We start from the raw sequence: 26,210 nt of genomic DNA on the forward strand, positions 1-26,210 counted from the left end.
AGAACTCTGAATAGTGAGAACGTTTCTTATTAACAATCCACGACGAAAAAAGGAAAACGAGATTATGGACGATTTCGCAGTTCGTAGCGCAGGTGGAAAGCTCGCGCTATGGGTCTTCTGGATTTTCTGCCTCTATTTTTGCTGGTCTCTGGCGAGTAATCTCTGGCTTGTCGGCTCTGTTGATATTGCATCAGGCTTCGCCAGCGGCGCGGCGCGATCTGTCGAAAGCGGGTTAAACACGGTGTCTGGCATCGTTGCATTAAGTGCGGTAGGTGCGATACTGGGCGCCATTGCCTGGTATACACGTCCACGTGATATGCAAGCGTGACGTCAGGGCTTCACCGTTTTCACAGGATGATGCATGTCTCTTTTCGACTGGCAGCAGCGCTTTGACAGCTGGATGACGCAGCACTTTACCCACGCCGATGCCGCTCACGATCTCGCGCACTTTCGCCGCGTATGGCAAACAGCGCAAACCTTGATGGAAGGCGAAGAGGCTGACGCGCTGGTGGTGCTCACCGCCTGCTACTTCCATGACATTGTTAGCTTTGCTAAAAATCATCCGCTGCGTCACACCTCGTCGCAGCGGGCGGCAGAAAAAGCCGCCGACATTCTTGCTACCGACTTTCCTGATTTTCCTGAATCTGCCATCCCTGCGGTGCGCCACGCCATTGAAGCGCACAGCTTCAGCGCCGCTATTACCCCGCAAACCCTTGAAGCAAAAATCGTTCAGGATGCTGACCGTCTGGAGTCGCTTGGCGCGATTGGTCTGGCGCGGGTATTCGCCGTCTCCGGCAGCATGGGGGGCGCGCTGTTTGACGGCGACGATCCTTTTGCTGCCCGCCGCGAACTGGACGATAAACGTTTTGCCCTCGATCACTTTCGCTGCAAGTTGCTAAAACTGCCTGCCACCATGCAGACCGCCAAAGGCCGCGCGTTGGCCGGGCATAACGCCGATTTCCTGGTACACTTTATGGCAAAACTGAGCGCCGAGTTGCAGGGCGACTTTCAGCGTCTTGATGACGAGGTGCTGCGCCGCTACAGCGCGCGCCGAACCTGAGGAGAGGGAACGATGGCAGATGTGCATGACAAAGCGACGCGCAGCAAGAATATGCGCGCCATCGCCACGCGCGATACCGCCATTGAAAAACGGCTGGCGGGCTGCCTGGAGGCGCTGGGGCTGGAGTTTCGCGTGCAGGACGCCACATTACCCGGACGCCCCGATTTTATCGTTGATGCTTACCGCTGCGTTATCTTCACCCACGGCTGTTTCTGGCACCATCACAACTGCTATCTGTTTAAAGTCCCCGCCACGCGCACCGATTTCTGGCTAGAGAAGATTGGTAAAAACGTGGCACGCGACGCCCGCGACTGCGCTCTGCTGCTGGAGCAGGGCTGGCGGGTGATGGTGGTCTGGGAGTGCGCGCTGCGTGGCAAACTGAAACTGAGCGACGACGCGCTCAGCGTTCGCCTCGAGGAGTGGATCTGCGAGGGGCAACAGACCGCGCAGATCGACACTCAGGGGATTCATAGCCTTGAGCTTACTTCTCCACCTCACAGCGCTTAACTACCGGGGGCGCAGGCAGAAGATACTTGCCTAGCGTGACCAGCACTACCGCGAAGATAATTACCCCCAGCGCCAGCCACTCGATTGAGGAGAGGTGCTCACCCGCAAAGGTCGTGCCGAGCAGCACCGCGACCACCGGGTTGACGTAGGCATAACTGGTGGCAACGGCAGGCGTGACGTTGCGGATCAGATACATATAAGCATTGATGGCGATAATTGAGCCGAACAGCGCCAGGTAGCCGACGGCGAAGAAGCCCTCAATGGGCGGCACGGCGGTCAGGCGCTCGCCGCTGAGCGCGGAAGCCGCAAGCAGTACGATCCCGGCGGCCAGCATCTCAATCGCGCCTGCCATCATGCCGACCGGCAGTTCAATGCGCGATCCGTAGACGGAGCCAAACGCCCAGCTGAGTGAGCCAATCAAAATCAGCCCGGCACCCCACGGATTGCCGCTCAAGTTGCCGCCGCTGTTTAGCAGCACGATGCCGACCAGGCCAATGGCGATGCCCAGCCACTCCAGTTTGCGTGTGGCAATACCAAAAAAGCGGCTAAAGCAGAGGGTGAAGAGCGGAACCGTCGCCACTACCACCGCCGCGATGCCGGACGGAACATTCTGGTGCTCGGCAACCGTAACAAAACCATTGCCGACCGCCAGCAGCAGCACGCCAATTAACGCCGCGTTAAGCATTGGGCGCATCGACGGCAGCTTGTGGCCTGTCAGCAGCAGCACCACCGTTAGCAGCGTACCGGCGCAGAAAAAGCGTGTACCGGCCAGCATAAACGGCGGCCAGCTCTCAACGCCGATGCGGATAACAAAATATGTGGAACCCCAGATAATGTAGAGCGCAAAAAGCGCGCCAATCAGCGGTAAAACCTGCCTGAAACGCATAACCCACCACGGGAAAGGATAAGAGGCTTATAGTTAACGATAAAAGTATTTCTAAGGCGAGGGGTTAATCACACCTCTGGTGTTAAATATTTGTTGACATTATGTTCGCTCATTCACCAAGGTTATTCTCGCCTGCTATCTTTTACCGCATACTGTTACGCGTTCAACACTCGCTGGGCACTTTGCGCAGCTTAATTAAAAAGGAAGACATTTTGGCAGGAAGTAGTCTATTAACCCTTCTCGATGATATCGCCACCTTGCTGGACGACATTTCGGTAATGGGAAAACTGGCGGCGAAGAAGACCGCGGGCGTGCTGGGGGACGATCTCTCCCTTAACGCACAACAGGTTACCGGCGTGCGCGCCAACCGTGAGTTACCGGTTGTCTGGGGCGTAGCGCGCGGTTCTCTGCTCAATAAAGTGATTCTGGTGCCGCTGGCGCTGCTGATCAGCGCCTTTATACCGTGGGCTATCACGCCATTACTGATGCTGGGCGGAGCCTATTTATGTTTCGAAGGGGTAGAGAAAGTGCTGCATACCTTCGAAGCGAGAAAACATAAAGAGAGCCCGGAAGCACGGCAAAAACGGCTGGAAGCGCTGGCGGCACAAAACCCGCAGCAGTTCGAGAAAGATAAAATCAAAGGTGCCGTGCGCACTGACTTTATTCTCTCGGCGGAGATCGTCGCCATCACATTAGGTATCGTGGCAGATGCGCCGCTGCTCAACCAGGTGCTGATCCTCTCCGGTATTGCGCTGCTGGTCACCATCGGTGTTTATGGCCTGGTGGGGATTATCGTCAAGCTGGATGATATGGGCTACTGGCTGGTGGAGAAGAGGGGCGTGCTGGCGCAGGGGCTGGGCAAAGGTCTGCTGTTTGTCGCACCGTGGCTGATGAAGATCCTGTCGGTGGTGGGCACGCTGGCGATGTTCCTTGTCGGCGGCGGCATTGTGGTTCACGGTATCCCGGCGTTGCACCACGCGATTGAGCACTTCGCCAGCACGCAAAATGCACTGGTGCAGGCGATTGTGCCGATGGCGGCGAATCTGGTGATCGGCTTTGCTATCGGCGCGGTGGTTATCGCGGTGGTGAAAGGGATCGGCCGCCTGCGTGGCGCAAAATAAGCAGCACCTATTACGCAAAACTTAAAAACTTCGTCTATGGTGAAAACGTTTCACTCTGAATCAGGAGGCAGGTATGGTCTTTATGATCAGTGATGAGGTTCAGGCTAAAAAGGGTGGTCCGCGCATGATTGTCACCGGCTACGCCAGCGGTATGGTGGAGTGTCGGTGGTATGACGGCTATGGGGTCAAACGGGAAGCCTTTCGTGAAGATGAGTTAATGCCCGGCGAAGGGCAGCGCATTCACGAAGAAGCATAACCAAGGAAACGCCCGGCTCTGCTGGGCGTTTTTCTTGGCAACCGGCGCGCGACAAAGCAGTTAACCAGACTTTTCAGGGAGCCTCTGTGCGCCACTCCACCTTTAATAATGTTCCCGGACAAAGTCACGACGCCGGACGCTATTTCGATCCCACCTGGGTGGTTAACCTCTGTTTTGTGATCGTCATGGTCTGCTCGACCGTGTTGACCTGGCGCGAAGTGCTGGTGCTGGAGAACGCCTACGCCACGAGCCAGCGTAGCGCGCTGGAGAATGTCAGTAATGCGCTCGATATGCAGATGCAGGTTGGCGTCGAACGACTGCTCTTCTTCCGTCACACCATGGAGGCGGCGCTGCAAACGCCGCTCGACCTTAATATCCTGCGAAAACGCCACGGTGAGTTTGACAGTAAGCGCGCCTTGCCGCAGTGGCAAGTGGGTCGCGATAACCAGCGCACGCTGCCGGTGTATGGTGTCTCGGACTATTTTGTTGAACAAACGGCGCTACTGACCCGTGACAATCCCAACCTGCACAATGAACTGACCGCGGCGATGGAGCTCGGCTACCTGTTTCGTCTCTCAACCCATGCGCAGATGCTGCCGCGTCGCGCCTGGTATATCTCCCGCGCCGGATTCTTTATTACTACCGATACCCAGGCCAGCGAAGAGACGATTGTGCCGACCTATTACCGCCTGCTGATGCGCCCGTGGTTTACCGGCCAACAGAGGCAGGAGAACCGCGGGCGTGGCGTACGCTGGTTCAGCGACCTGACACCGGGCAGCGAGCATCATGGCGATGTCACGGCCAGCGTACCGCTCGATTATCATGGCGACTGGCTGGGGGCGCTGGGGGTCAGTTTCTCTGTTGATGCCATCCACGCTCTGCTGATGCATGCCAGCCCGGCCGGCGAGGAGACAGAGAAGGGAGAATATCTGCTCTATGACAGCCACCTGAAGCTGATTACCAGCACTTCGCCTGTCGATAACGCGCGACGCGCCTTTAACGCTGAAGAGCGCGCGCGGCTCAGTGCGGAGATGAAGAGAGATACCCTTGGCGGCCTGCGCCTCGGCGCGCGCTACATTAGCTGGCAAAAGCTGAAGCATTTCGACGGCGTGCTGGTGCGGATCCACACCTTGCGCGAAGGGATCACCGGCGATTTTGGGCGTATCAGCATTGCGATGGCCATTTTATGGCTGCTGTTTATGACCATGCTGCTGGTGGCCTGGGGCGTGATTCGCCGGATGGTGAAGAATATGTACGCCATGCAGAATACATTGCAGTGGCAGGCCTGGTACGATCCGCTAACAAGGCTCTGCAACCGCGGCGTGCTGTTTGAACGGGCAAAAACCCTCTCACAGCTGGCGCGCACGCAAAATCTGCCCTTCGCGGTGATCCAGCTCGATCTCGATCACTTCAAAGAGGTTAATGACCGCTTTGGTCATCAGGCGGGGGATTTGGTGCTGTCGCATACCGCCGGATTAATCAGCAGTAGCCTTGATGAGCAGCAGGTTGCCGGGCGCGTTGGCGGCGAGGAGTTCTGTATTCTTCTGCCGGGCTGCACGCGGGCCGGGGCCGCCGCGATAGCCGAACGCATTCGCCAGCGTATCGCCAGCAAAGAGATCCTGATTCATAAGCATACGACCATTCGCATCAGCGCATCGCTGGGGGTTAGCGATGCGCTGGAAGAGGGTAATTACGATTTTGAACACCTGCAATCCGTTGCCGACCGGCGTCTCTACCGGGCGAAACATCAGGGGCGTAATCAGGTTTGCGCCGAAGATGAGATGCCGAATAGCTGATTAAGCCCCTCGCGCCAGCCCGCAGCACCCTCAAGCTCGGTGTGATAGACGCGCTCAGGCGTATCACGGCGCACTGTCACCCCTTCACGGTTCAGGCCGCGGACGACAATCGCATAATCGACGCTGTCGAGCAGCGGCGCATCGTTCGGGCCATCGCCCAGCCCGACGGTGGTAAAACTTTTCCCGGCGTAATGGTGATATTGCCGCGTCAGCCAGTTCACCGCCTGATCTTTGCCGCCGCGCTCATCCAGCACATGCCAGAAACGCGCTCCCTGCACGAAACGCAGACCGAGCTGAGATAAGGCATCGTCAAAGGCCGCCATCTCTTCATCGCTGTCGCGCCAGATTAAGGTTTCAGAGGCTTCCTGTAACTTTGCCAGCGCCGCCTGCGCAGGCGGAAGGCCGGTCACTTCCGACAGAACGCTCTCATCAAGCTCAGAAAAGGGGGTAAATTTCCATCCGTGGGTGTTACGCAACTCCTCCAGCACGCGGGCAATCTCCTCATGGGGCGCACCGCTCATCAGACGCGGATAGTGCTCATCATCCTGCCAGGAGTCATCGAGCTGCACGACCGCCCCGTTTTCCGCAATAAACGGCAAACCTTCCAGGCTCAATATCTTTTGCAGGGCGGCCATCTCAGCGGCGGTTTTACTGCTGCATAAAATGACCGGAATGCCATGCTCACGCAAACGGCTCAGCCAGCCAGCAGCGGCCTGCCACTCACCGGTATGGCTATCCATCAGGGTGCCATCCACGTCGGTAAAAATCAGTAACGGATCGTCCAGGCTCGGCATCATTGGCTCCTTGGAATCAATAGGGCACTGCATAGTAATAAAGGGGAGGGCTCTGGGGCTAAATGCCTGTTTTATCGATATATCTTGTCAGAGCAAATAATAGCCGATAGAGTGGGCTCTACATCAGATTCCCCTGATGTGCGAATTTTGTAAGTGCTTCTTGCGTAAGCAAGTTTCCCCGGTCGTTAACCGGCCGGGGTATTTCTTTAGCGGTTCGCTTCCGTAATGCTGAAGTCATGCACATCCAGCTCAAAGGCCTCCGCCAGTTCCCGCCACGTATGATACTCACGCCCGTCGACGCTTACGCGCTGCCCTTCATCGTCATCAATGCGGCGGACTTCGCTTTCGCTGATCTCATTAATGGCCGCCAGTAGTGCATCGATATCAACCTGCACGTCACGCTTGGCCGTCTCGTCGTACTCTCTCACCGTTTTCATGCTATCACCTCATGGTTGCGTGCTGAGCTTAAGTATAGACGCCAGAAAAAAGGTCACGCTTATGGCATGACGCTGTCAGCCTGCGCATTTTGATCTACACTGGCGTAAATATGACTGGAGGAGTGATTATGAAGGTTAACGATCGGGTTACGGTCAAAACGGACGGAGGTCCACGCCGTCCGGGTGTTGTGCTGGCTGTTGAAGCATTCAATGAAGGTACAATGTACCTGGTTGCCCTTGAAGATTACCCGCTCGGTATCTGGTTCTTTAATGAAAAAGATCACCCTGATGGAGTATTTGTCGAGCTGGCTGAATAATTTATCGCCCTCCATTGCGGAGGGTAGATATAAGAATTTTGTCTTACCGCATATTCACAAATATACCGTTAGTAACATTATCTGTTAGCCGCACTACATGATAGATGACTTGTTTATTGTGCGTTTTAATTTTCCTTTTAATATTTCCTTTATGTGACGATACCGTTTTCGCTTTAATATTCATCTGATCGGATATTTGAATAGTATCTTGTCCTGACATCCACATTTTTAACATGCTGGATTCTGTCCGGCTCAGTGAAAGCGTTGGCAGATTAATAGTACCGATACTTTTTTTCTCTTTGCTCAAATAATCGCCTAAAATATTGTCCAGAGACTCAGGTTTTATCGATTTTGAGCTAATTAACAAGTTCTTACGGACTAACAGGTACTCATCAAAATGGATATTGGCGATGGCCATAAACACGATAAACAGTGTACGGGGATGCTGATTAATGACCTGCTTTATATGCTGACTGCTGTCTGGATCATGAATAAAGCAGTCTTCATTAATAAACACCACGGAAGGTTGAAATGTGGCGCAAGCTAATTCGAGTTCATCAACAGATTGCACGTCGTTGATATCTCGTTTTTTTACTCCCCGGCTTGTCAGATACCCTGTTAATCCCAACCGGGTATAACTGCATAAATCCATAATAATCGTTGACATGGCATACCCTCACTCAATGCGTAACGATAATTCACCACCCGCCAGAAGCTTCAGAAGCCATACAGGAATATATTACTGAAGTGCATGGGAAGACCTCAGGCGAATCCACTATCCCGTAAAGTTACGTATAATTTGCCAGGAATCATCTTAAAGTAAAGTAAATGTTGCGTTCTGTGAGAATGCTAAAAACAAATAAGCCGCGTCAGGGTTATCCTGGTGGCTGTTTTTAAAATTTCACTTTAGGATTATCCTCAGGATGACACTGTAAAGCGGAGGGGTACTATCTCTGCGGCAGCTCGCTCACGATATCCGCCAGCAGATCGAAGATCTCACTGAAGAGGCGTTCGCAGAAGGGAGCAATCAGCGGCATCATTGCCGAGATAAGCAGAATACCGACGCTCAATGTGACAGGGAAACCGATAACAAACACCGACAGCTGCGGTGCCATACGGTTCAGCAAACCAAGGGAGAGGTTGATGGTCAGTAACAGGGTAATAATCGGCAGCGCCAGCATTAAGCCGTTGATAAAAATCATTCCTGCCGCGCGCGTCAGCGCCAGATACGCATTGCTGTTGACCGGGTTACCGCCGATCGGCAGGGTGTGAAAGGTGTCGACCAGCATCGAAATCAGCCACAGATGGCCGTTAAAAGTCATAAACAGCAGCAGCGCCAGCATATCGAGAATGCGCGCCAGCACCGGCATGTTTAAGTGGCTTGTCGGGTCAACAAAGGTCGCGAATGACAGCCCCATTTGCAGGCCAATCAGCTCACCGGCGAGACGGATGGTGGCAAAGGCGAACTGCATGGTGAAGCCGAGCGCAATGCCGATCAGAATCTGTTGCATTCCTACCCACAGTGCGGCGGGCGCAAAGATACCGATATCGGGCGTGTCCGGCAGCGTCGGGGCAATAACAATGGTGATCAGAATCCCCAGCCCGACTTTAATCCGGCGGGGAATGCGCGATTCGCTCAGGATCGGCGCGGTCATGATCAGCGCCATTACGCGCAGCAGCGGCCAGAAGTACATACTGATCCAGTGCAGCCACTGGTCGCTGGTGACGTTCAACATAGGCCGGTTTACCCGATGATGTAAGGAATGTTGTTGAACAGGGTACGCATGTAATCAAGCAGCAGATTCAGCATCCACGGCCCGGCTACTACGATGGTGACAAACACGGCGATGATCTTCGGAATAAACGACAGGGTCATTTCGTTGATCTGCGTTGCCGCCTGCAAAATGCTGATCACCAGACCGGTAATCAGCGCAATCAGCAGCAGCGGAGAGGCGAGGGCAAGGGCGACTTTCATCGCCTCGGTGCCCATCATCATGACCGATTCGGGTGTCATTGCCGCTCCTAACTGTAAAAGCTTTGCGCCAGCGAGCCGACCAGCAACTGCCAGCCATCCACCAGTACAAACAGCATTAATTTAAACGGCAGCGCAATGGTCGCAGGCGGCACCATCATCATCCCGAGCGCCATCAGCACGCTTGCGATCACCAGGTCGATAATCAAAAACGGAATAAAGATGGTAAAGCCAATCTGGAACGCGGTCTTCAGCTCGCTGGTCACGTACGCCGGGAGCAGAATACGCATCGGTACCGCTTCCGGGCCTTCGATCGGCGCGCTGTTAGCGAGACGAGCGAAGAGCGCCAGGTCAGCCTGACGGGTCTGGCGCAGCATAAACTCGCGCAGCGGCTGAGCGCCACGCTCCAGCGCGACATCCACGGAGATTTTGTTCTCGCTGAACGGCTGATAGGCGTCGGCGTAAATCTTATCGATCACCGGCGACATAATAAAAAAGGTCAGAAACAGCGCCAGCCCGAGCAGCACCTGGTTCGGCGGCGCGGAGGGCGTGCCGAGGGCGTTACGAAGCAGGCCAAACACGATGATGATGCGGGTAAAACTGGTCATCATCAGCAGAATGGCGGGCAGGAAGGTGAGCGAGGTGATAAACACCAGCGTCTGCACCGGCAGCGACCAGGATTGACCGCCACCCGCCATCGGCTGGCTGATCAGGCCCGGCAATTGGGCAAACGCGGCAGGCGCCGCCAGCCACAACCCGGCGGCGGCGATAGATAACAAACGGCGCATCACGATCTCCCGGAACGCTTAAGCAGATTCTTCATCACGGCCTGAAAATCGACGTTTTTCTCGTTCACAGTGTCACTGTCGACGGGGGCGGGAGGAAGTTTGTGCAACAAATTGATGTGGGTGGGCGTTACGCCCAGAACCAGACGTGCATCTTCAACATCGACGATCACCACGCGTTCACGCGTGCCGACCGCGGCGCTGGCGGTGACTTTTAACCCCCGGCTGCTGGCGGTCTTGCCGCCAAAGCCGAAGCGTTTGGCCAGCCACGCCGCGAGTAAAATCACGGCGATGATGCCAAACAGTGCGCCACTCACCTGGATCAGTGGCGAACCGGAAACGGCGGACGGTTGCGAAACCGTGGCCTGTGTCTTCATACGTGCCTCAGCGGCTCAAACGACGCATACGCTCGGACGGGGTGATGATATCGGTAATGCGCACGCCATATTTATCGGCGACCACCACCACTTCACCCTGTGCAATCAAATAACCGTTAATCAGGATATCCAGCGGCTCGCCCGCCAGACCGTCAAGGGCAACCACCGAACCCTGCGTCAGGCGCAGCAGCTCTTTGATGGTCATCCGGGTACGGCCCAGTTCGACGGTCAGCTTCACCGGGATATCCATAATCAGATCGATATCCTGCAGATTGCCGCCCACTTCGCCACCGCCCAGCTGCTGGAACACGGCATCGGCCGCGCTCTTGGTTGCCGGCGGGTTCTTTTGTTCGTTCAACGCGTCAGCCCACAGATCGTCCAGTGCTCCGTTGTTGTCATCGGACGGATTGTTCATATCACTCATTTGGGCTGTTCCTCATTCAGCGAATTCAAAATCGGGTTTATCAAGTGCTCTACACGTAACGCATATTGTCCGTTGACCGTGCCGTACTGGCTGGTAAGCACCGGTACGCCGTCCACATGAGCGATAATGCGATCGGGTTTATCAATCGGCAGCACATCGCCGGGTTTGAGCTTAAGTATCTGCGACAGGCGCAGGGGAATGTCGGCGAAATTGGCAATCAAATTTAGCTCAGAGTGCTGAACCTGACGCACCAGGTTGTCACGCCAGTTCTGGTCCTCATTGCGTGAGTTCTCCAGCGGCGGGTTTACCAGCGTTTCGCGCAGCGGTTCAATCATGCTGAACGGCAGACAGATATTAAACTCACCTGTCAGGTTACCGATCTCAACATGGAACGGCGTATTCACAACAATATCGTTGGGCGACGTGGTGATGTTGGTAAACTTCACCTGCATCTCAGAACGCACATACTCAACATCCAGCGGGTGAATCGCTTTCCACGCGTCGCTATAGCCTTCAAGCGCCAGCTTCAGCATGCGGTTGATCACGCGCTGTTCGGTATGCGTAAATTCGCGGCCTTCTACCTTAGTCGGAAAACGCCCGTCGCCACCAAACAAGTTATCCACTGCGATAAACACCAGGCTCGGCGAGAAAACAAACAGGCCGGTACCGCGCAGGGGCTTTAAGTGGATCAAGTTAAGGTTAGTCGGTACGGGTAAGTTACGCGCAAACTCATGATAGGGCTGAATGCGGATCGCGCCGACGGTGATGTCCGGGCTACGACGCAGCAGGTTGAACAACCCCATACGGAACTGACGCGCGAAACGTTCGTTGATGATCTCCAGCGCCTGCAGACGTTCACGAACGACGCGGCGCTGGGTATTCGGGTCATAGGGGCGAATATCGCTATCGCCCACTTTACCCGGTTTCGGATCATCGCTGCTATCGCTGTCGCCGTTGAGTAGCGCATCGATTTCTGCCTGAGAAAGAATACTATCGCCCATGTCTTTACCGCAAAATGAAAGCTGTATAAAGAACGTCAGTGACTTCCTGCTTCGGTTGTCCTGGCACTAGTGGCGTTGCGATTGTCTCTTTAATCGCGTTAGCAAGGTTCTGCTTGCCTTCGTTGGTCGCAAGTTGCGCGGCATCCTGACGTGAGAAGAGCATCAGCAAGCGGCTACGTATTTCCGGCAGATATTCGCTCAGTCGTGCACGCGTGGCGTCATCTTTCAGACGCAGCGTAATGCCGACATACAGCACGCGATCGGCATCGCCCAGGTTCACCGTGAAGGTGTCGAGTGCGAAAAAGACCGGTGCCGGCGGCGGTGGCGCTTCTACCTTGGCATCAGCCGCAGGTTTTTGCTGCATACGCCAGTAACTATAGCCAGCTGCGGCGCATGCCGCGAGTGTGATTAAAACCAGCAGCGGGATCCAGATAGAGCGCTTGCGTTTTTTTGTGATAGCGGAGTCAGTCATCTGATACGGGCTTCCTGTTAACAGCTTATGCGATGATTATCCCGTGTCCTGCTCCGGTCAAAGGGTGGAAAAGACGGGGATAATCATGCTACCTCTGGCGTTTAGGCGAAGATATCGACTGCGCCAGTACCGCGGGCGGCGGATTGCAGGCTTGCAGGTGCAACGATAGCTTCATCTTCTTCGCCGCCAAACGCGCCATTGTTACCGGTGCGGGAAGGCTGCTGTTGCTGCTGAGAGGCCTGCTGTTGCTGGCCTGCAAAGCTTTCGCTACTGATATAGCTCTGACCCAGCTGGATACCGTTCTCCGCAAGGGAGGTCCGCAGCATCGGCAGCGCCGCTTCCAGCGCCTGACGCACATGGCTGTGGGCGGAAACCATCTGCAGCTGCGCCTGGTTATCTTCAAGCTTAATCGAGATCTGCACCTGGCCCAGATCTTCCGGATGCAGATGCAGCTCGGCGCTCTGCTGGCCCTGGCGGGTAAAGAGCGTAACGTGCTGGCTAATATTCTGCTGCCACTCGTGGCTGCCCAGCGGGGCGCTGATAACCGAAGCGGCCACCGGGGCGCTGGCCTGTGCGCCGCTGACGGCGCTCGACACCGGTGCCATGCTGGCGGTGGTGTTGGTAGTTTGCAGCGCTGCGGTTTCGTGCTCGCGTTTAACGGTGAAGGTCGAGGCGATCGGCGCATTTTGCTGGCCGTCATCCGCCGCTTTAAACGGTACGCCGTTTGCTGCGGTATCGGTTTTCCCGTTGCCGCGCGGCTGATCGCTATCCACGGCGTCGCTCAGCGTGCGGCCTGCAAGGGCGGTTTTCGCGCTTGCGCCCGCATCAATGGCGGTGGTCACAGCCGTCGGTTTTGCCTCTGTGCTGAGCTGAGCTGCTTGTTGATGCGGCAGCATCGCCATCAGGGCGCTCAGTCCGGCTAAATCTTCATTCGGCGTGTCGCTGTCGGCTTTAACATCGCTGGCTTTCGCCGTTTTGCTTAACGCGGCGAGCACATCGGTTTTCGCCGCGGGCGTCAGGCCGGAGAAGAGTTTCGCAATCTCTTCATCGCTCTGAGCGCTGGCAACGATCTCCGCTTTTGCATCCTGGCGCGCGAGCAGATCCGCCAGCTTCTGCGCCGGGGTTTGCGCGCGTGCGTCAGCGCCTGCCGCCGCCACGCCGGTCGCGTTGAGGGCACCTTTTGGCAATTTACCGCTCAGGGCGGCCGCCTGCAGATCGGCCAGCGTCACCGGGGCATCGCTGCCTGGATTTTGCATACCCGAAAGCGCACCGGTCAGCAGACCGAGAAAATCTTGTGCGCCATCAGCGCCTGCTTTACCCGCTGATGCGCCGGTTGCGACATCGTCGGTTTGAGTAACTACCAGTTTTGGCAGAGTGATCATTCTGTTTTCCTCGATGACGCTCGTTGTGCAAACTCATCCATTTTTTTCTGATCAAGACGGTTTTCCGCCAGCAACGCCGCGGCGCTCTGACGATCCTGCAGGGTTTGCCAGGCTTGTAAACGCTGTTTCTTCTCTCGCCAGCAGCCGAGCGCGAAATCGACTTTTTCGTTCCAGTGCTTCAGCTGCAGACGATGTTGTTCAATGGCTTTCTCCAGCGTCTGAATAAACTGCTGGTAGTTCTGCCAGCGCTGGTTATCGATCCCCTGGCTCATGGTGTTGTTCAGGCTGTTGCGATATTCGTGCTGATAATCGATCAGCATTTTTAACTGCTCTTCAGCCTGCTGGCAGGCGCGTCGCATCTCACCCAGTTTCAGTGCGGCGTCGTCGACCTCTTTTTCCGCCAGATCCTTTAGCGTCGTTAATGCGCTGTTTTGCGTCATAAAGTCAGCTCTCCACTACCTCAGACACCCGGGAAGATAAGCTCTAAAGCCTGCATTGAATCTTCCCACCCGGCACGTTCGAAAATGCCCTGTTGCAGAAACGCTTCCAGCTGCGGCCACAGTGAAATGGCTTTATCCAGCATCGGATCGCTGCCGCGCGCGTAAGCGCCGACGCTCACCAGATCGCGGTTACGCTGGAAGCTTGACAACAACTGCTTAAAGTTGCGCACGCGCGCGTAATGTTGCTCAGAGATCAAAGCGGTCATCGCACGGCTGATGGACGCTTCGATATCAATCGCCGGATAGTGTCCGGCTTCCGCCAGTCGGCGGGATAACACAATGTGGCCATCGAGGATGGCGCGCGCCGAGTCGGCGATCGGATCCTGCTGGTCATCCCCTTCGGTAAGCACGGTGTAAAACGCGGTGATGGAACCGCCGCCGTGAATACCATTACCCGCGCGCTCTACCAGCGCCGGCAGTTTGGCAAATACCGAAGGCGGGTAGCCTTTGGTCGCCGGCGGCTCGCCAATCGCCAGCGCGATCTCACGCTGCGCCATCGCATAACGGGTCAGAGAGTCCATGATTAGCAACACGTGCTGGCCGCGATCGCGGAAGTCTTCCGCAATACGCGTGGCGTATGCCGCACCCTGCATACGTAATAAAGGAGAGACATCCGCAGGCGCGGCGATCACGACTGAACGCGCACGGCCTTCAGCGCCGAGGATGTTCTCAATAAAGTCTTTTACTTCACGGCCACGTTCACCAATAAGGCCGACGACAATCACGTCTGCCTGGGTGTAACGGGCCATCATGCCTAACAGCACGCTCTTACCGACGCCGGAACCGGCGAACAGACCCATACGCTGTCCGCGCCCGACCGTTAACAGCGCATTGATGGCGCGCACGCCGGTATCAAGCACATGTTCAATCGGGGTACGTTGCAGGGGGTTAAAAGGTTGCGTGATCAGCGCACCGGTTTCACCGGTATCAGGTGCGGGCAGGCTGTCGAGAGGTTTGCCGGCACCGTCGAGCACGCGGCCGAGCAGGGCAGGGCCGAGCGGCAGCTGTTTGCTGCTTTGTAAACCATCGCCAAATGCGCTGCGGGCATAAACACGCGCGCCGGGCAGAATGCCTTCCACTTCTTCTAACGGCATCAGAAACAGGCGCTGGCCGTTAAAGCCGACCACTTCGCTCTCGACTTCACGGGTCTCCAGACCATCCTGACGCTCAATAATGCACGTTGCGCCGAGCGGCAGCTGTAACCCGGTTGCTTCCAGCACCAGACCGGTGGCGCGGGTCAGCCGACCGTAACGACGCACCGACGGGAGCTGCGTCATTTTGTGTTCGAAATTATCCAGCGTGGTCAGCCAGCGGGTTAAACGTGCGGTCATTACACGACTCCGGGTGCCGCCAGACGGCACAGTTCCTGCCAGCGTGTGGCGACGCTGGCATCTAAATCGCCCTCATCGGCGGAGACTTTGCAGCCGCCCTGATGCAGGGTCGGGTCGCCGCGCAGACGCCAGCCGTGCAGGCTGAGCGTTGCGCCAAGCATCTCTTCAACGCGCTGCAAATCGTCCGGGTGGACGCGCAGCTGCGGTTTGCCGCTAAACAGCGGCTCCTGCTGTAATAGTAGTTGGATCTGTTTGATGAGTGCGCTGTTATCCACCACCGGCGCATGGCCGAGCACCTGGCGCGCGGCTTCCAGCGCCATCTGCATCAGGCGGGAGGCGATCACGCTATCGAGGGCATCAAGCGTGTACTGGAATTCACTCACCAGCTGCTGCATGCGGGCGTGGATCGGGGCCTGCTGTTGACGAGCCTGGTTCAGACCCTGCTCCATACCCTGGGCAAGCCCTTCCTGAAACGCCGCGTCATAACCCGCTTTGCGTCCTTCGGCGAGACCGGCGTTGTAGCCGCTTTCGTGCGCCTGCATCTGGATCTGCGCCAGCTGCTGCTGTTGCAGCTGCTCGGCGCTCAGTTCGTCCTGCTCTGTCTCCTCACTCTCATAGAGCGAGGCAGTTTTTTCCTGCTTCAGCAGGGGAGCGAATTCAGCTGCCTGCGGGAACGCCAGATCATCTGGCGTCCAGCGTTTCCACGGCAATTCATTAGACATAGGTATCCTCGCCGCTGCCAATTACCATCTCGCCGGTTTCCGCCAGACGGCGAACGATGAGCAGGATAGCTTTCTGTTCGTTTTCCACCTGCGAGAGGCGAACCGGACCGCGGTTGGCCAGGTCGTCGCGCAGGATATCTGCCGCACGCTGCGACATGTTGCGCAGGAACTTCTCGCGCAACGGCGGCTCGGCGCCTTTGAGGGCGATAAGCAGCGATTCGGAATCCACTTCCTGCAGCAGGCGCTGGATAGAGCGGTCGTCGACATCCACCAGGTTTTCGAACAGGAACATCTCGTCGATGATCTTCTGTGCCAGTTCGCCGTCGAATTCGCGTACTGCGGTAATAACCGCTTCTTCCTGCTGCGTCTTCATCAGGTTGATGATTTCCGCTGCGGTTCTCACGCCGCCCATTTTGCTGCGCTTGAGGTTCTGGCCGTCGAGCAGGTTGTTCAGCACTTCGGTCAGCTCCGCCAGCGCGGCAGGCTGTACGCCGCCGAAGGTGGCGATACGCAGCATCACATCGTGACGCATACGCTCATCAAACAGGGCAAGAATATCCGCCGCCTGCGACCGTTTGAGGTGCACAAGGATGGTGGCGATAATCTGCGGGTGCTCGTCGCGGATAAGGTCGGCGGCACTCTGCGGCTCCATAAAGTTGAGCGTTTCGATGCCGCTGGTGGTATCGCGCGTTTCGAGAATATCTTCCAGCAGGCTGGAGGCGCGCTCTTCGCCGAGCGCTTTTACCAGGACGGAGCGCAGGTAGTCGTTGGCGTTGACGTTCAGCGCCGCGAACTGTTCCGCTTCGTTCTCAAACTCCTGTAATACGTCCATCAGCTGTTTGTTAGAGATCTGACGCACGCTGGCCATTGCGGTACTTAAGTGCTGGACTTCGCGGGCGGAGAGGTGCTTGAACACCTCAGCCGCGCGATCTTCACCAATGGTCATCAGCAGAATGACGCTCTTGTCCGTTCCGGTAAGATTATTGCTCATGTTCGTTACTCATCCACTGGCGAATGACCAGCGCCACGACGCGCGGATCGTTATCTGACATTTCGCGAATACGCTGGCTCATGACCTCGGCGCTCAGACGCTGATTACTGCGGCGCTGCTGCTGTTGCTCATCTTTGCTGAGACGTACTTCCACGGACTCTTCAATTTCATTGCGCGCTTGTGCTGCTTCCTGCACCGCTTTCGCTTCTTCCTGGCGGCGAACCAGCTGCGGACGGACCGCTTTACGCCACAGGATGAAGGCGACAATCAGTACCAGTAACCAGCGACCTGCGGTCATCAGCTGGTCGATAAACGACTGCTGTTGCCAGAACGGAAGCTCACCACCGACATCATCGGTCATGTTGAACGGTGAGTTCACGACGTTCAGCGTGTCACCGCGTTTCTCGGTATAACCCATCGCTTCGCGGGTCAAATCTTCAATCTGTTTCAGCTGATCGGCGGTCAGTGCGGCAGTTTTGCCATCGGCCAGCGTGCGGTAGTTCACCACCACGGCAACGGAGAGGCGCTGCACATCGCCAACATTCATCTTGGTGTGACGAATGGTGCGATCGACTTCATAGTTGTTCGTTTCATTATGCGTCGTGTTACGCGGGCCGCTTGCTGCGGTATTGGTCGAGGTCGTCTGCTGACCCTGCTGCTGGCCCTGCGCATTCTGCTGACCGTTCTGACCATTCTGCGGCGTAGTAATCGGCGCAGAGTTAGCCGGAGCCGGCTGGTTGGAGAGCGCGCCAGGCACGCCGCCCGGATACTGACCACCAATCTGCTCACTGCTGTTAACCTGGCGTGAACGCAGCACCGCTTGTGCCGGGTCACCGCCGTTCGGCGCGTACTGCTCTTCAGTCTGCTCTTTGCTGGCGAAATCCAGTTGGGCAGTTACCTGAGCGTGAACGTTACCGTTACCGACAATAGGGCCGAGGATCGCTTCGATACGACGCTGCACACGGCTTTCGACATCGGCGGTGTATTTCAGCTGCGCGTCATTCAGATCGCGACCGGCAACGCCAGACTGCGTCAGCAGGCGACCGCTCTGATCGACAACGGTCACGTTGCCCGGCGGCAGGCCAGCAACGGCGCTGGAGACCAGGTGCACGATAGCGCTGATCTGACCATCATCCAGCGCACGGCCCGGTTGTAAATTGACGGTGACCGACGCGGAAGGGGATTTCTGCTCACGCACGAACAGCGACGGTTTTGGCATCGCCAGGTGAATACGCGCGCCTTTCACCGGACCGAGGGTTTCGATAGTGCGGGCCAGTTCGCCTTCCAGCGCGCGCTGGTAATTAACCTGCTCGCTGAACTGGCTGATGCCGAACTTTTCTTGATCCAGCAGTTCAAAACCCGCCGCGCCGCCTTTCGGCAGACCTTGCTGGGCGAGACGCAGGCGCAGCTCGTGCACCTTGTCAGCAGGCACTTCAATCGCGCCGCTGCCGTCAGCAAAGCGGTAGGGGATATTCATCTGCGTTAACTGCGTAACGATGGCACCGCCGTCCTGATCGGACAGGTTGCTATAAAGGGTGCGGTAATCCGGCGATTTCGCCCACAGCACCATAGCGACAATAATGGCGCAGGCTGCTGCAGCGGCCACCATCAACGGAATTTTTGGGTTCGCGCGTAAGCGGTTGAGCCACTCAAGAGATTTATTCTGCGGTGCAGTTGTTGCAGTCGCACTCATTGTGCACCTCGTGACTCTGGGTGGATGTTGTTATGTGAGTTGAGAAACAAAACGGACTCCCGGGTCGGCAAACTCGACAAATGACCATTAAGATGGCGATGTCATTATTTGATGAAATGGATTTTTCTATGCCTCAAATAACCTGGTTTTTTGACGCTATTTACCGCCATCATCTCATTGACAAACTGTTAGCCTTGTCAGGTATCAATCCATCCGGGGAATAACAATGGCTATACAGGGCATTGAGAGCGTTGTCAGTCAGCTGCAGGCAACTGCAGGTATTGCGCGTGCTCAGAGCGTGGAGAGCGAACCGTCTATCAGCTTCGCCGGGCAACTGCACGCGGCGCTGGATCGCATCAGCGACACGCAGAACGCCGCACGTGTACAGGCGGAGAAATTTACGCTTGGTGAGCCGGGCGTGGCGCTGAATGACGTGATGACCGATTTGCAGAAATCTTCGATCTCGCTGCAAATGGGCATCCAGGTGCGTAACAAACTGGTTTCTGCTTACCAGGACATCATGAATATGCAGCTGTAGTTCACAGCCGCAGAGATAAAAAAAACCAGGCCGGAGCACTCCCGCCTGGTTTTTTTATTGCTTGCGCCGCGGGCTGCGGCGCAAAAGTGGGCTACTTCTGGATCAGGTAACGGATGGTTGGCCCATCCTGCTGGATATCCAGCACCGTGTAGCCGTGGTTGCGCGCATCGAGCGGAATGTTGTTAATCGACTGCGGGCAATCACTCACCACTTCGAGAATTTCCCCTTTTTTCAGCTGCGGCATCGCTTCAAGGGTGGCGACCGCCGGGTAGGGGCAGGGTTCGCCGCTCATATCGAGACGGTAATCAGGCACAATGCTCATGCAGGCTCCTTAGCAGGGTTGGCGGCAGGTTTCTGGCGGCGGAAGAACTGTTTCTCCCAGCCGACCACAAAGAGAAACGCAGCCAGTAACAGAAGATAGGTGACCAGCAGACCGCCGAGCGGCCCGAAGGTGTTAAGCAGGTTGATTTTGTCCCAGCTGGTGGCAAGCGTCGGTGCGAGATCGTCCCAGAAATACGCAAGAATGGTTGAGCCGATTACGTTACCCAGCCCGACCCACCAGTAGTGCACCTGGCCTTCGACGGCGCGGTACATCCAGCCCGTTTCACACCCGCCCGCCAGCACAATACCAAAACCGAACAGCAGACCGCCGAGCACCGCATTGGGGCCGGCCCACATGATTTTCGCTTCCAGCCCCAGCTGCACATAGCTGAAAATGCCGATGGCGCTCGCCGCCATGCCAAAGATGATCGCCTTCGCCATCATCGTGCGCCCGGTGATCCACATATCGCGGAATGCCGAGGTAAAGCAGATTTGCGCCCGTTCAATCAGCAGACCAAAACCGACGCCGAACAACATCGCCAGCCCCAGCTTCGGCTGATTCATCGCCGTTAACAGCGCCCAGCCGAGCATGCCAATAAACACCAGCATACCGAGACGAAAACGGCGCTTCGCCTGATCCGGCTTCTGGGTGAGCGGCGAGGCGGCAGAGACTTTCTGCATCTTCACCGGAATACGGAACAGCGGCAGCAGGGTAAAGCGTGCGCCGAACCAGGAGCCAATCGCCGTGGCGATGGCGAAAAACCAGGCGTGCAGAGAGAACTGCGGGATCCCGGTAAAGAAGGCCGCAAGGTTACAGCCCATCGCCAGGCGCGCGCCAAACCCGGCAATAATGCCGCCGACAATCGCCTGCGCGATACGGATGCGGTTCTGCGGCATCCGCAGTTTCACATTATTAGCCCACAGCGCAGCGGCAAAACAGCCGCCGAACATGCCGATAATCATCATGCCGTCGATGCGCGTCAGCGGCGTGCCCTCGAGGTGGATAATTTTGAAGTAGCCCCACTCTTCGGTGTGCACACCGGCCAGTTGCAATAACTGACCGCCCCAGCGAGTAAACTCGCCAGTCACCGCCCAGAAGGTGCCGGTAATGCCGAAATAGTAGGTAGAAAGAATACCGGCCGCAATCACCGCCGGAACAGGAGACCAGAACTTAATAAGGAAGCGGTCTTTGAAGTGTTGCCATGACATAGTAAAAAGCCTCTGAACTCAGAAGGTATGGGGACGTACAGAAAAGTCGTACAAAAGAAGCGGGATGATACACGTCTTCGCGCCTGAAACGCTGCACAATAGGGCAAAAACCTGGCGCAGATCAAAGTTGTTCTCTCGCGGCGAAAGGGTGGCGAGGCGCGGCCTTTAATGCCACAATCGCTTTTTTTCACGAGCAGGATGAAGAATGAAAAAGCGTATGATTCTCGGCGCGATGCTGCTGCTGAGCGGCTGCGTGCAGGTGGATAACTATCAGGCGGTGGTGAAACACCCGGCGCCCGCAGGATTAGCGGGTTACTGGCAATCGACGGGGCCGCAGAGCAGCCTGGTCAGCCCGGAGGCGATCGCCAGCCTGATTGTGACGCCGCAGGGCGATACTCTCGACTGCCGCCAGTGGCAGCGCGTGATTGCGGTTCCCGGCAAACTGATGCTGGATGGCGGTACTTTCTATAACGTTACGCAGAAGCTGGACGTTTACCGTTTAAATCAGGAAGGCAATACGCTGGAGTTTGATGGCCTGACGCTGTCGCGTACCGATAAACCGACCGTCGAGTGCCAACAGGCGCTGGAGAAAGCGGGTCTGGATATTAAACGCTAGATCGTGCTGAAAAGAGGAAAGCGTGGCGGGTGAGGGGGGAAACCACAGCACCCGCCGCTAATGAGATTTACATCTCATTGGGGAAGAGAATATTTCCGGAAAGACGTCCATATGTCGAATTCAGGTTATGTTGTCGGGAAGTTTGACCAACCAATGTCCTCAGCTCGTCCATTCGCTGGTTTAACAATGTTTTCAATAACACTTCATTATCCAGGATTTGCTTAAGCATCGGACGAATTTGCGCCTGCACATGAGGCGCTGCTTCGCTCGAGTCCTGGAACTGCGTCAACTTCTCAACCGAGGTAACGTACCCCAGTTCGTAGCTGATAAGTTCGTCCCAACGCCCTTCCTTAGCAAGGTTGAGCATGGTACGGCTGGTGGCCAACAGTTGCTGATAGTGGTGGAGCAACCCGAGATTTGCTTCCATTAGTAAGTGTCCCGCGCGTTTTGATGAGTGGGGCCAATCTCTTTCCAGGCATCAGCAATATTGCTCAGCAACAGGGTGACTTCATCAATAGCGGCGAGGTCATTATGGAGATTTGCCTGTAAAAGACGTCGTGTCATGTAGTCATAAAGACTGTCCAGGTTTGCCGTAAGTTCGCCACCGACTTCATGGTCGAGACCTGCACGCAAACCGTTGTTAATGATATTAATTGCCTTTGTAAGCGCCTGTCCTTTACCGGGGATATCTCCCTGCTCAATCAGGATCGCGGCTTTTTTCATGGCGCTTAGCGCGCCATCAAAAAGCAATACCACGAGTTGATGCGGGCTCGCGCTCATCACGGCGCTTTCGACGCCGACCTGAGCATAAGCCTGAATTCCCGATTTCGTATACATGTCCAACCTCAACTAATGGTTTATTAACTCATTGCATTAAACTGTTGGGTCAGATAGTTCCCTGTCGATGTCATGGAGGAGACTAACTGGCTCAAACTGGTGAACTGCGTTTTGTAGCGCGCCATAGTGGCCGTAATCTGGTCACTGACCGCCTTATATTGTGTATCCAGGCGCTTCAGGGTTTTGTTAATACCGTCGGTCGCATTCTGGATGCTGCCGTTACTGCCCAGGATATCTTTCAGCAGATTGCTGGCCTGGGTAGCAAAGCCCGTTGTTTTGCCATCGCCGGAGAGGAAGGTCACCACATCGGCGGATTTTTCATTCAACGCTTTTTCAAGCTTGGTGCTATCTACGGTCAGTTTACCGCTCACATCCTGGGTAATACCCAGCTGCGACAGCACGGCAAAACTATCGTTACCAGACTGTGATGCAGAGAGCTGAGAGCGCAGGCGCGTCTGAATGTTACGCAGCGTACCGTCACCCAGCAGATCGCCGTTCGAGTTGCTCTGTTTGTCACTGCCCTGATCCACCGCGGTATATTTGGTCTGGTTACCAATGGTGGTTTGCAGTGAGTTATACGCATCAACATACGCCTGAATCGCTGCGGTCATCGGTGCGTTATCTTTCGTCACCGACAGGGTTTCCGGCGTGCCGGTAGTCAGCTTGTTCAGCGTCAGCGTCACGCCTTCCGGCGCATCGGTGATGGTGTTGCTGCTACGGGTGATATCGATGCCGTTGATTTTGACTTTTGCATCGTTAGCCGCCACCTGCTGCGTCATTACATTGCTGGCACTGCCGGTGTTCGATGAATCATAACTAACGTATTTCGCCAGCTCCGCATCATTGGTGGTGATGGTCATCTGGTTGGTGGTGCCGCTGTCGCGCGAGGTCAGCGACAGGTAGTAACTGTTATCGTCCGCTTTGATGATACTGGCGGTAACGCTGCCCTGTTTGGCGTTAATCGCATCGCGCATATCCGCAAGGCTGGTCTTATCTTTATCCAGCGTCACGGTCATCGGGGTTTTCTGTCCCGGCTGCGTGATGGTAATTGTGCGCGAATCCAGGCTCTGGTCGCCTAAATCGGTATCTTTACTGGCCACTTTCGGGCTCAGCAGCGACTGCGACGCCGCCAGCGCGCTCACTTCAATAGAGTACGTTCCCGCCGACGCGCTATTGGAAAGCGTGGCGGTAAACGCGGTATTGGTGCTCGACACTTTCGTCCCTGCGATCGCCGAGGTGTTTTTCAGTGCGTCCGCCGCCGTTTGCAGTTTGTTGAGGGAGGTTTGCACCACGCCCCAGGCAGTTAGCTTGGCTTTATAAGAGGACTGCTGAGCCGTAATAGGCGTCAACTTGGTCTGCTCTGCCGTCTGCAAATTGTCATACAACGTATTGAGATCCAGGCTGGTGCCTGCGCCGAGTGAACTAATAGTTGCCATTTCATCATCCTTCAGTTTTAGACAATCACTGTGGAGAGTATCGGCAGCGATGGTGAAAAGATTAGAAGCTTTTTTTTAAAGCAATGGCGAAATAAAGAGGGTGAATCAGGGGCAGTTTGTCGCTTTAAAAAAATGATCTTTTTTTCTAAAGGTTGTTTTCGTCCGGTCGATAATCTGGTTAACGGTGAGAAAGCCGTAGGCAGATGCCTGAATCTGATAACTTTTTTTTATGAAGGAAATACATCATGGCTGTTATTAATACTAACACCCTGTCGCTGATGACTCAGAACAACCTGACTAAATCTCAGTCTTCTCTGGGCACCGCTATTGAGCGCCTGTCTTCCGGTCTGCGTATCAACAGTGCGAAAGATGATGCCGCGGGCCAGGCTATCGCCAACCGCTTTACTTCCAATATCAATGGCCTGTCCGTCGCAGCGCGTAACGCCAACGACGGTATCTCCCTGGCACAGACCGCTGAAGGCGCGCTGGGCGAAATCAACAACAACTTACAGCGTATCCGTGATCTGACCGTTCAGGCACAGAACAGCTCTAACTCCGCGTCCGATGTCGACTCCATCCAGGCTGAAGTTAACCAGCGTATGGAAGAGATCAACCGCGTGACCACCCAGACCGACTTCAACGGCATCAAAGTGCTGAACACCGGTACCGGCACCAGCAGCTACAGCTTCCAGGTTGGCGCGAAAGATAACGAAACTATCTCTATCAGCCTGAGCTCCTCTAACGCCTACAACCTGTACAACGCCACCGGCGCCACTGCACAGACTACCGGCCAGACCATCAACGGTAATGCCCGTAGCACCGCAGCCGAAGGCTTCGATGTGCTTCAGGGTACCGTAAGCAGCGGCGGCGTTACCAACGGCTCTCCGCTGGCGGATATCGATGCGGCGATCAAATCAGTTGACTCCCAGCGCAGCCTGCTGGGTGCGTCCCAGAACCGTTTTGAATCGACCATCACCAACCTGAACAACACCGTGAGCAACCTGTCGTCTGCCCGCAGCCGTATTCAGGACTCCGACTACGCGACCGAAGTGTCGAACATGTCCCGCGCGCAGATCCTGCAGCAGGCCGGTTCTTCCGTGCTGGCCCAGGCCAACCAGGTTCCGCAGACCATGCTCTCCCTGCTGCGTTAATCACCGCTTACGCAGTACAAAAAAGCGCCGCTTGTCGGCGCTTTTTATTTGTCTGAAAAATAAAAGATAAAAAGAAGTAAAAAGAACTAAAGAGTTCGCAAGGTCCGTCGATAACTACTTGGACGGTGATGAAGCCGCTGGCGCTTACCGGAATATAAATTTCTTACTTAAGGATAACTATCATGGCTGTTATTAATACTAACACCCTGTCGCTGACGACCCAGAACAACCTGACTAAATCACAGTCTTCTCTGGGCACCGCTATTGAGCGTCTCTCTTCCGGTCTGCGTATCAACAGTGCAAAAGATGATGCTGCTGGTCAGGCAATTGCTAACCGTTTCACCTCCAACATCAATGGCCTGGGTGTTGCAGCGCGTAACGCCAACGACGGTATCTCCCTGGCACAGACCGCTGAAGGCGCGCTGGGCGAAATCAACAACAACTTACAGCGTATCCGTGACCTGACCGTTCAGGCACAGAACAGCTCCAACTCCGCGTCCGACATCGATTCCATCCAGGCTGAAGTTAACCAGCGTATGGAAGAAGTGAACCGCGTGACCACCCAGACCGACTTCAACGGCATCAAAGTGCTGAACACCGGTACCGGCAGCAGCAGCTACAGCTTCCAGGTTGGCGCGAAAGATAACGAAACTATCTCTATCAGCCTGAGCTCTTCCAACTCTTACAACCTGTACAACGCCACCGGCGCCACTGCACAGACTACCGGCCAGACCATCAACGGTAATGCCCGTAGCACCGCAGCTGAAGGCTTCGATGTGCTTCAGGGTACCGTAAGCAGCGGCGGCGCTACCAACGGCTCTCCGCTGGCAGATATCGATGCGGCGATCAAATCAGTTGACTCCCAGCGCAGCCTGCTGGGTGCGTCCCAGAACCGTTTTGAATCGACCATCACCAACCTGAACAACACCGTGAGCAACCTGTCGTCTGCCCGCAGCCGTATTCAGGACTCCGATTATGCGACCGAAGTGTCGAACATGTCCCGCGCGCAGATCCTGCAGCAGGCCGGTTCTTCCGTGCTGGCCCAGGCCAACCAGGTTCCGCAGACCATGCTGTCCCTGCTGCGTTAATCCGCAGATCGCACAGTACAAAAAAGCGCCGCTTGCCGGCGCTTTTTTATTTTCTGCGCTGCTTCTTTTTTCGGCGGAATTTGTTCAAAAAACATAAAAAAGACTAAAGAGTTCGCCGGAGTCGTCGATAACAATTATGACGGTGATGAAGCCGATGGCGCTTACCGGAATATAAATTTCTCACTGAAGG

Annotated in this window: 33 protein-coding genes; 11 read left to right on the plus strand and 22 right to left on the minus strand. The window is 55.7% G+C overall.

Translation table 11 applies throughout. From position 1 onward, the window contains the following. Nucleotides 1–64: 64 nt before the first annotated feature. The 3 genes from drpB to EH164_RS08560 are packed head-to-tail and all read left to right on the plus strand — an operon-like array spanning nt 65 to nt 1,567. Complete coding sequence (gene drpB, locus EH164_RS08550) at nt 65–328, plus strand: cell division protein DrpB (RefSeq protein WP_124967933.1); 264 nt, start codon at nt 65–67, stop codon at nt 326–328. 33 nt (nt 329–361) lie between these two features. Then, on the plus strand, nt 362–1,060 hold the full coding sequence (locus EH164_RS08555) for a phosphohydrolase (RefSeq protein ID WP_124967934.1): 699 nt from the start codon (nt 362–364) through the stop codon (nt 1,058–1,060). 12 nt (nt 1,061–1,072) lie between these two features. Further along, nucleotides 1,073–1,567, plus strand: a complete 495-nt coding sequence (locus EH164_RS08560) for a very short patch repair endonuclease (RefSeq protein ID WP_124967935.1) — start codon at nt 1,073–1,075, stop codon at nt 1,565–1,567. On the opposite strand, the gene yedA is transcribed toward EH164_RS08560, so the two are convergent. Beyond that, nucleotides 1,542–2,453, minus strand: a complete 912-nt coding sequence (yedA, locus tag EH164_RS08565) for a drug/metabolite exporter YedA (protein ID WP_124967936.1) — start codon at nt 2,451–2,453, stop codon at nt 1,542–1,544. The two genes, EH164_RS08560 and yedA, sit on opposite strands and share 26 nt — an antisense overlap. A 212-nt stretch (nt 2,454–2,665) precedes the next feature. On the opposite strand from yedA, the gene EH164_RS08570 reads away from it, so the two are divergent. The 3 genes from EH164_RS08570 to dgcQ all read left to right on the plus strand — a co-directional run bounded on the left by EH164_RS08570 (nt 2,666) and on the right by dgcQ (nt 5,626). Continuing rightward, the gene (locus EH164_RS08570; protein ID WP_023479229.1) at nt 2,666–3,574 is read left to right on the plus strand and encodes a DUF808 domain-containing protein; all 909 of its coding nucleotides are present in this window, start codon (nt 2,666–2,668) and stop codon (nt 3,572–3,574) included. A gap of 73 nt (nt 3,575–3,647) precedes the next feature. Beyond that, nucleotides 3,648–3,830, plus strand: coding sequence for a YodC family protein (locus EH164_RS08575; protein ID WP_023479215.1), 183 nt, complete (start codon nt 3,648–3,650; stop codon nt 3,828–3,830). Between the two features lie 86 nt (nt 3,831–3,916). Continuing rightward, on the plus strand, nt 3,917–5,626 hold the full coding sequence (gene dgcQ, locus EH164_RS08580) for a cellulose biosynthesis regulator diguanylate cyclase DgcQ (RefSeq protein ID WP_124967937.1): 1,710 nt from the start codon (nt 3,917–3,919) through the stop codon (nt 5,624–5,626). Here dgcQ and EH164_RS08585 read toward each other — a convergent pair. Both EH164_RS08585 and yodD read right to left on the minus strand, forming a co-directional pair. Continuing rightward, nucleotides 5,590–6,420 (minus strand): mannosyl-3-phosphoglycerate phosphatase-related protein, encoded by an 831-nt coding sequence (locus EH164_RS08585; RefSeq protein ID WP_124971360.1) that lies wholly within the window; start codon nt 6,418–6,420, stop codon nt 5,590–5,592. The genes dgcQ and EH164_RS08585 overlap by 37 nt on opposite strands. Nucleotides 6,421–6,626: 206 nt before the next feature. Then, nucleotides 6,627–6,857 (minus strand): YodD family peroxide/acid resistance protein, encoded by a 231-nt coding sequence (gene yodD / locus EH164_RS08590; protein WP_023479164.1) that lies wholly within the window; start codon nt 6,855–6,857, stop codon nt 6,627–6,629. Between the two features lie 128 nt (nt 6,858–6,985). On the opposite strand from yodD, the gene dsrB reads away from it, so the two are divergent. Next, nucleotides 6,986–7,174 (plus strand): protein DsrB, encoded by a 189-nt coding sequence (gene dsrB / locus EH164_RS08595; protein ID WP_042718106.1) that lies wholly within the window; start codon nt 6,986–6,988, stop codon nt 7,172–7,174. A gap of 43 nt (nt 7,175–7,217) precedes the next feature. Here dsrB and rcsA read toward each other — a convergent pair whose 3' ends face one another. From rcsA to fliF, 14 genes are all read right to left on the minus strand, one after another. Further along, a complete protein-coding gene (gene rcsA, locus EH164_RS08600; protein ID WP_023479186.1) occupies nt 7,218–7,841 on the minus strand; it encodes a transcriptional regulator RcsA in 624 nt (207 codons plus the stop codon). 280 nt (nt 7,842–8,121) lie between these two features. Beyond that, nucleotides 8,122–8,910 carry a flagellar biosynthetic protein FliR gene (gene fliR, locus EH164_RS08605; RefSeq protein WP_023479183.1) on the minus strand — a complete coding sequence of 263 codons (789 nt, stop codon included), beginning with the start codon at nt 8,908–8,910 and terminating at the stop codon, nt 8,122–8,124. 8 nt (nt 8,911–8,918) lie between these two features. Further along, nucleotides 8,919–9,188 carry a flagellar biosynthesis protein FliQ gene (gene fliQ, locus EH164_RS08610; protein WP_023479157.1) on the minus strand — a complete coding sequence of 90 codons (270 nt, stop codon included), beginning with the start codon at nt 9,186–9,188 and terminating at the stop codon, nt 8,919–8,921. Between the two features lie 8 nt (nt 9,189–9,196). Beyond that, nucleotides 9,197–9,934, minus strand: coding sequence for a flagellar type III secretion system pore protein FliP (fliP, locus tag EH164_RS08615; protein ID WP_023479117.1), 738 nt, complete (start codon nt 9,932–9,934; stop codon nt 9,197–9,199). Beyond that, nucleotides 9,934–10,308: a flagellar biosynthetic protein FliO gene (fliO, locus tag EH164_RS08620; protein WP_124967939.1), complete on the minus strand. Its 375-nt coding sequence runs from the start codon at nt 10,306–10,308 to the stop codon at nt 9,934–9,936. Before fliO ends, fliP begins: the two co-directional genes overlap by 1 nt. Before the next feature lie 7 nt (nt 10,309–10,315). Then, nucleotides 10,316–10,732, minus strand: a complete 417-nt coding sequence (fliN, locus tag EH164_RS08625; protein WP_023479148.1) for a flagellar motor switch protein FliN — start codon at nt 10,730–10,732, stop codon at nt 10,316–10,318. Continuing rightward, nucleotides 10,729–11,733, minus strand: coding sequence for a flagellar motor switch protein FliM (gene fliM / locus EH164_RS08630; protein WP_124967940.1), 1,005 nt, complete (start codon nt 11,731–11,733; stop codon nt 10,729–10,731). The genes fliN and fliM overlap by 4 nt, the downstream gene beginning before the upstream one ends. A gap of 4 nt (nt 11,734–11,737) precedes the next feature. Continuing rightward, complete coding sequence (gene fliL / locus EH164_RS08635; RefSeq protein WP_023479211.1) at nt 11,738–12,205, minus strand: flagellar basal body-associated protein FliL; 468 nt, start codon at nt 12,203–12,205, stop codon at nt 11,738–11,740. Between the two features lie 101 nt (nt 12,206–12,306). Continuing rightward, on the minus strand, nt 12,307–13,587 hold the full coding sequence (gene fliK, locus EH164_RS08640) for a flagellar hook length control protein FliK (RefSeq protein WP_023479233.1): 1,281 nt from the start codon (nt 13,585–13,587) through the stop codon (nt 12,307–12,309). Beyond that, complete coding sequence (gene fliJ, locus EH164_RS08645) at nt 13,584–14,027, minus strand: flagellar export protein FliJ (protein ID WP_042712910.1); 444 nt, start codon at nt 14,025–14,027, stop codon at nt 13,584–13,586. The genes fliK and fliJ overlap by 4 nt, the downstream gene beginning before the upstream one ends. 20 nt (nt 14,028–14,047) lie before the next feature. Further along, on the minus strand, nt 14,048–15,418 hold the full coding sequence (fliI, locus tag EH164_RS08650; protein ID WP_124967941.1) for a flagellar protein export ATPase FliI: 1,371 nt from the start codon (nt 15,416–15,418) through the stop codon (nt 14,048–14,050). After that, nucleotides 15,418–16,140 carry a flagellar assembly protein FliH gene (gene fliH, locus EH164_RS08655; RefSeq protein WP_124967942.1) on the minus strand — a complete coding sequence of 241 codons (723 nt, stop codon included), beginning with the start codon at nt 16,138–16,140 and terminating at the stop codon, nt 15,418–15,420. The genes fliI and fliH overlap by 1 nt, the downstream gene beginning before the upstream one ends. After that, entirely contained in the window at nt 16,133–17,131 is a 999-nt protein-coding gene (gene fliG, locus EH164_RS08660) for a flagellar motor switch protein FliG (protein ID WP_023479131.1), read from the minus strand. The genes fliH and fliG overlap by 8 nt, the downstream gene beginning before the upstream one ends. Then, nucleotides 17,121–18,824 (minus strand): flagellar basal-body MS-ring/collar protein FliF, encoded by a 1,704-nt coding sequence (gene fliF / locus EH164_RS08665; protein WP_124967943.1) that lies wholly within the window; start codon nt 18,822–18,824, stop codon nt 17,121–17,123. Before fliF ends, fliG begins: the two co-directional genes overlap by 11 nt. Nucleotides 18,825–19,050: 226 nt before the next feature. Between fliF and fliE the strand changes: the two genes are divergently transcribed. Then, the gene (gene fliE, locus EH164_RS08670; protein WP_023479201.1) at nt 19,051–19,362 is read left to right on the plus strand and encodes a flagellar hook-basal body complex protein FliE; all 312 of its coding nucleotides are present in this window, start codon (nt 19,051–19,053) and stop codon (nt 19,360–19,362) included. A gap of 91 nt (nt 19,363–19,453) precedes the next feature. On the opposite strand, the gene yedF is transcribed toward fliE, so the two are convergent. After that, complete coding sequence (yedF, locus tag EH164_RS08675; RefSeq protein WP_034812490.1) at nt 19,454–19,684, minus strand: sulfurtransferase-like selenium metabolism protein YedF; 231 nt, start codon at nt 19,682–19,684, stop codon at nt 19,454–19,456. Continuing rightward, nucleotides 19,681–20,892 (minus strand): selenium metabolism membrane protein YedE/FdhT, encoded by a 1,212-nt coding sequence (yedE, locus tag EH164_RS08680; RefSeq protein WP_124967944.1) that lies wholly within the window; start codon nt 20,890–20,892, stop codon nt 19,681–19,683. Before yedE ends, yedF begins: the two co-directional genes overlap by 4 nt. Before the next feature lie 205 nt (nt 20,893–21,097). On the opposite strand from yedE, the gene yedD reads away from it, so the two are divergent. After that, nucleotides 21,098–21,508, plus strand: coding sequence for a lipoprotein YedD (gene yedD, locus EH164_RS08685; RefSeq protein ID WP_124967945.1), 411 nt, complete (start codon nt 21,098–21,100; stop codon nt 21,506–21,508). A gap of 67 nt (nt 21,509–21,575) precedes the next feature. On the opposite strand, the gene fliT is transcribed toward yedD, so the two are convergent. Genes fliT through fliD form a run of 3 tightly spaced genes read right to left on the minus strand, consistent with a single transcriptional unit; the run spans nt 21,576 to nt 23,781 of the window. Then, nucleotides 21,576–21,935, minus strand: coding sequence for a flagella biosynthesis regulatory protein FliT (gene fliT / locus EH164_RS08690; RefSeq protein ID WP_023479115.1), 360 nt, complete (start codon nt 21,933–21,935; stop codon nt 21,576–21,578). Further along, entirely contained in the window at nt 21,935–22,345 is a 411-nt protein-coding gene (gene fliS, locus EH164_RS08695; protein ID WP_023479156.1) for a flagellar export chaperone FliS, read from the minus strand. The genes fliT and fliS overlap by 1 nt, the downstream gene beginning before the upstream one ends. Nucleotides 22,346–22,368: 23 nt before the next feature. Then, nucleotides 22,369–23,781, minus strand: a complete 1,413-nt coding sequence (fliD, locus tag EH164_RS08700; protein WP_124967946.1) for a flagellar filament capping protein FliD — start codon at nt 23,779–23,781, stop codon at nt 22,369–22,371. A gap of 245 nt (nt 23,782–24,026) precedes the next feature. On the opposite strand from fliD, the gene EH164_RS08705 reads away from it, so the two are divergent. Beyond that, nucleotides 24,027–24,932, plus strand: coding sequence for a flagellin (locus tag EH164_RS08705; protein WP_124967947.1), 906 nt, complete (start codon nt 24,027–24,029; stop codon nt 24,930–24,932). 182 nt (nt 24,933–25,114) lie between these two features. After that, on the plus strand, nt 25,115–26,020 hold the full coding sequence (locus EH164_RS08710) for a flagellin (RefSeq protein ID WP_124967948.1): 906 nt from the start codon (nt 25,115–25,117) through the stop codon (nt 26,018–26,020). Nucleotides 26,021–26,210 lie beyond the last annotated feature (190 nt).

Source organism: Kosakonia sp. CCTCC M2018092, from assembly GCF_003864115.1.
Taxonomy (GTDB): domain Bacteria; phylum Pseudomonadota; class Gammaproteobacteria; order Enterobacterales; family Enterobacteriaceae; genus Kosakonia; species Kosakonia cowanii.

Coding starts and splice junctions, on each gene's coding strand:
- yedF (WP_034812490.1), bottom strand. CDS start 19,684: ATGAGCATTGTGCCTGATTACCGTCTCGATATGAGCGGCGAACCCTGC.
- yedE (WP_124967944.1), bottom strand. CDS start 20,892: ATGTCATGGCAACACTTCAAAGACCGCTTCCTTATTAAGTTCTGGTCT.
- EH164_RS08575 (WP_023479215.1), top strand. CDS start 3,648: ATGGTCTTTATGATCAGTGATGAGGTTCAGGCTAAAAAGGGTGGTCCG.
- EH164_RS08555 (WP_124967934.1), top strand. CDS start 362: ATGTCTCTTTTCGACTGGCAGCAGCGCTTTGACAGCTGGATGACGCAG.
- fliJ (WP_042712910.1), bottom strand. CDS start 14,027: ATGACGCAAAACAGCGCATTAACGACGCTAAAGGATCTGGCGGAAAAA.
- fliF (WP_124967943.1), bottom strand. CDS start 18,824: ATGAGTGCGACTGCAACAACTGCACCGCAGAATAAATCTCTTGAGTGG.
- yedA (WP_124967936.1), bottom strand. CDS start 2,453: ATGCGTTTCAGGCAGGTTTTACCGCTGATTGGCGCGCTTTTTGCGCTC.
- fliM (WP_124967940.1), bottom strand. CDS start 11,733: ATGGGCGATAGTATTCTTTCTCAGGCAGAAATCGATGCGCTACTCAAC.
- fliN (WP_023479148.1), bottom strand. CDS start 10,732: ATGAGTGATATGAACAATCCGTCCGATGACAACAACGGAGCACTGGAC.
- fliH (WP_124967942.1), bottom strand. CDS start 16,140: ATGTCTAATGAATTGCCGTGGAAACGCTGGACGCCAGATGATCTGGCG.
- fliG (WP_023479131.1), bottom strand. CDS start 17,131: ATGAGCAATAATCTTACCGGAACGGACAAGAGCGTCATTCTGCTGATG.
- dsrB (WP_042718106.1), top strand. CDS start 6,986: ATGAAGGTTAACGATCGGGTTACGGTCAAAACGGACGGAGGTCCACGC.
- fliR (WP_023479183.1), bottom strand. CDS start 8,910: ATGTTGAACGTCACCAGCGACCAGTGGCTGCACTGGATCAGTATGTAC.
- fliI (WP_124967941.1), bottom strand. CDS start 15,418: ATGACCGCACGTTTAACCCGCTGGCTGACCACGCTGGATAATTTCGAA.
- fliK (WP_023479233.1), bottom strand. CDS start 13,587: ATGATCACTCTGCCAAAACTGGTAGTTACTCAAACCGACGATGTCGCA.
- fliT (WP_023479115.1), bottom strand. CDS start 21,935: ATGGAAGCAAATCTCGGGTTGCTCCACCACTATCAGCAACTGTTGGCC.
- fliO (WP_124967939.1), bottom strand. CDS start 10,308: ATGAAGACACAGGCCACGGTTTCGCAACCGTCCGCCGTTTCCGGTTCG.
- EH164_RS08710 (WP_124967948.1), top strand. CDS start 25,115: ATGGCTGTTATTAATACTAACACCCTGTCGCTGACGACCCAGAACAAC.
- fliL (WP_023479211.1), bottom strand. CDS start 12,205: ATGACTGACTCCGCTATCACAAAAAAACGCAAGCGCTCTATCTGGATC.
- EH164_RS08585 (WP_124971360.1), bottom strand. CDS start 6,420: ATGCCGAGCCTGGACGATCCGTTACTGATTTTTACCGACGTGGATGGC.
- EH164_RS08560 (WP_124967935.1), top strand. CDS start 1,073: ATGGCAGATGTGCATGACAAAGCGACGCGCAGCAAGAATATGCGCGCC.
- EH164_RS08705 (WP_124967947.1), top strand. CDS start 24,027: ATGGCTGTTATTAATACTAACACCCTGTCGCTGATGACTCAGAACAAC.
- fliD (WP_124967946.1), bottom strand. CDS start 23,781: ATGGCAACTATTAGTTCACTCGGCGCAGGCACCAGCCTGGATCTCAAT.
- yedD (WP_124967945.1), top strand. CDS start 21,098: ATGAAAAAGCGTATGATTCTCGGCGCGATGCTGCTGCTGAGCGGCTGC.
- yodD (WP_023479164.1), bottom strand. CDS start 6,857: ATGAAAACGGTGAGAGAGTACGACGAGACGGCCAAGCGTGACGTGCAG.
- rcsA (WP_023479186.1), bottom strand. CDS start 7,841: ATGTCAACGATTATTATGGATTTATGCAGTTATACCCGGTTGGGATTA.
- fliE (WP_023479201.1), top strand. CDS start 19,051: ATGGCTATACAGGGCATTGAGAGCGTTGTCAGTCAGCTGCAGGCAACT.
- fliQ (WP_023479157.1), bottom strand. CDS start 9,188: ATGACACCCGAATCGGTCATGATGATGGGCACCGAGGCGATGAAAGTC.
- drpB (WP_124967933.1), top strand. CDS start 65: ATGGACGATTTCGCAGTTCGTAGCGCAGGTGGAAAGCTCGCGCTATGG.
- fliP (WP_023479117.1), bottom strand. CDS start 9,934: ATGCGCCGTTTGTTATCTATCGCCGCCGCCGGGTTGTGGCTGGCGGCG.
- fliS (WP_023479156.1), bottom strand. CDS start 22,345: ATGTATACGAAATCGGGAATTCAGGCTTATGCTCAGGTCGGCGTCGAA.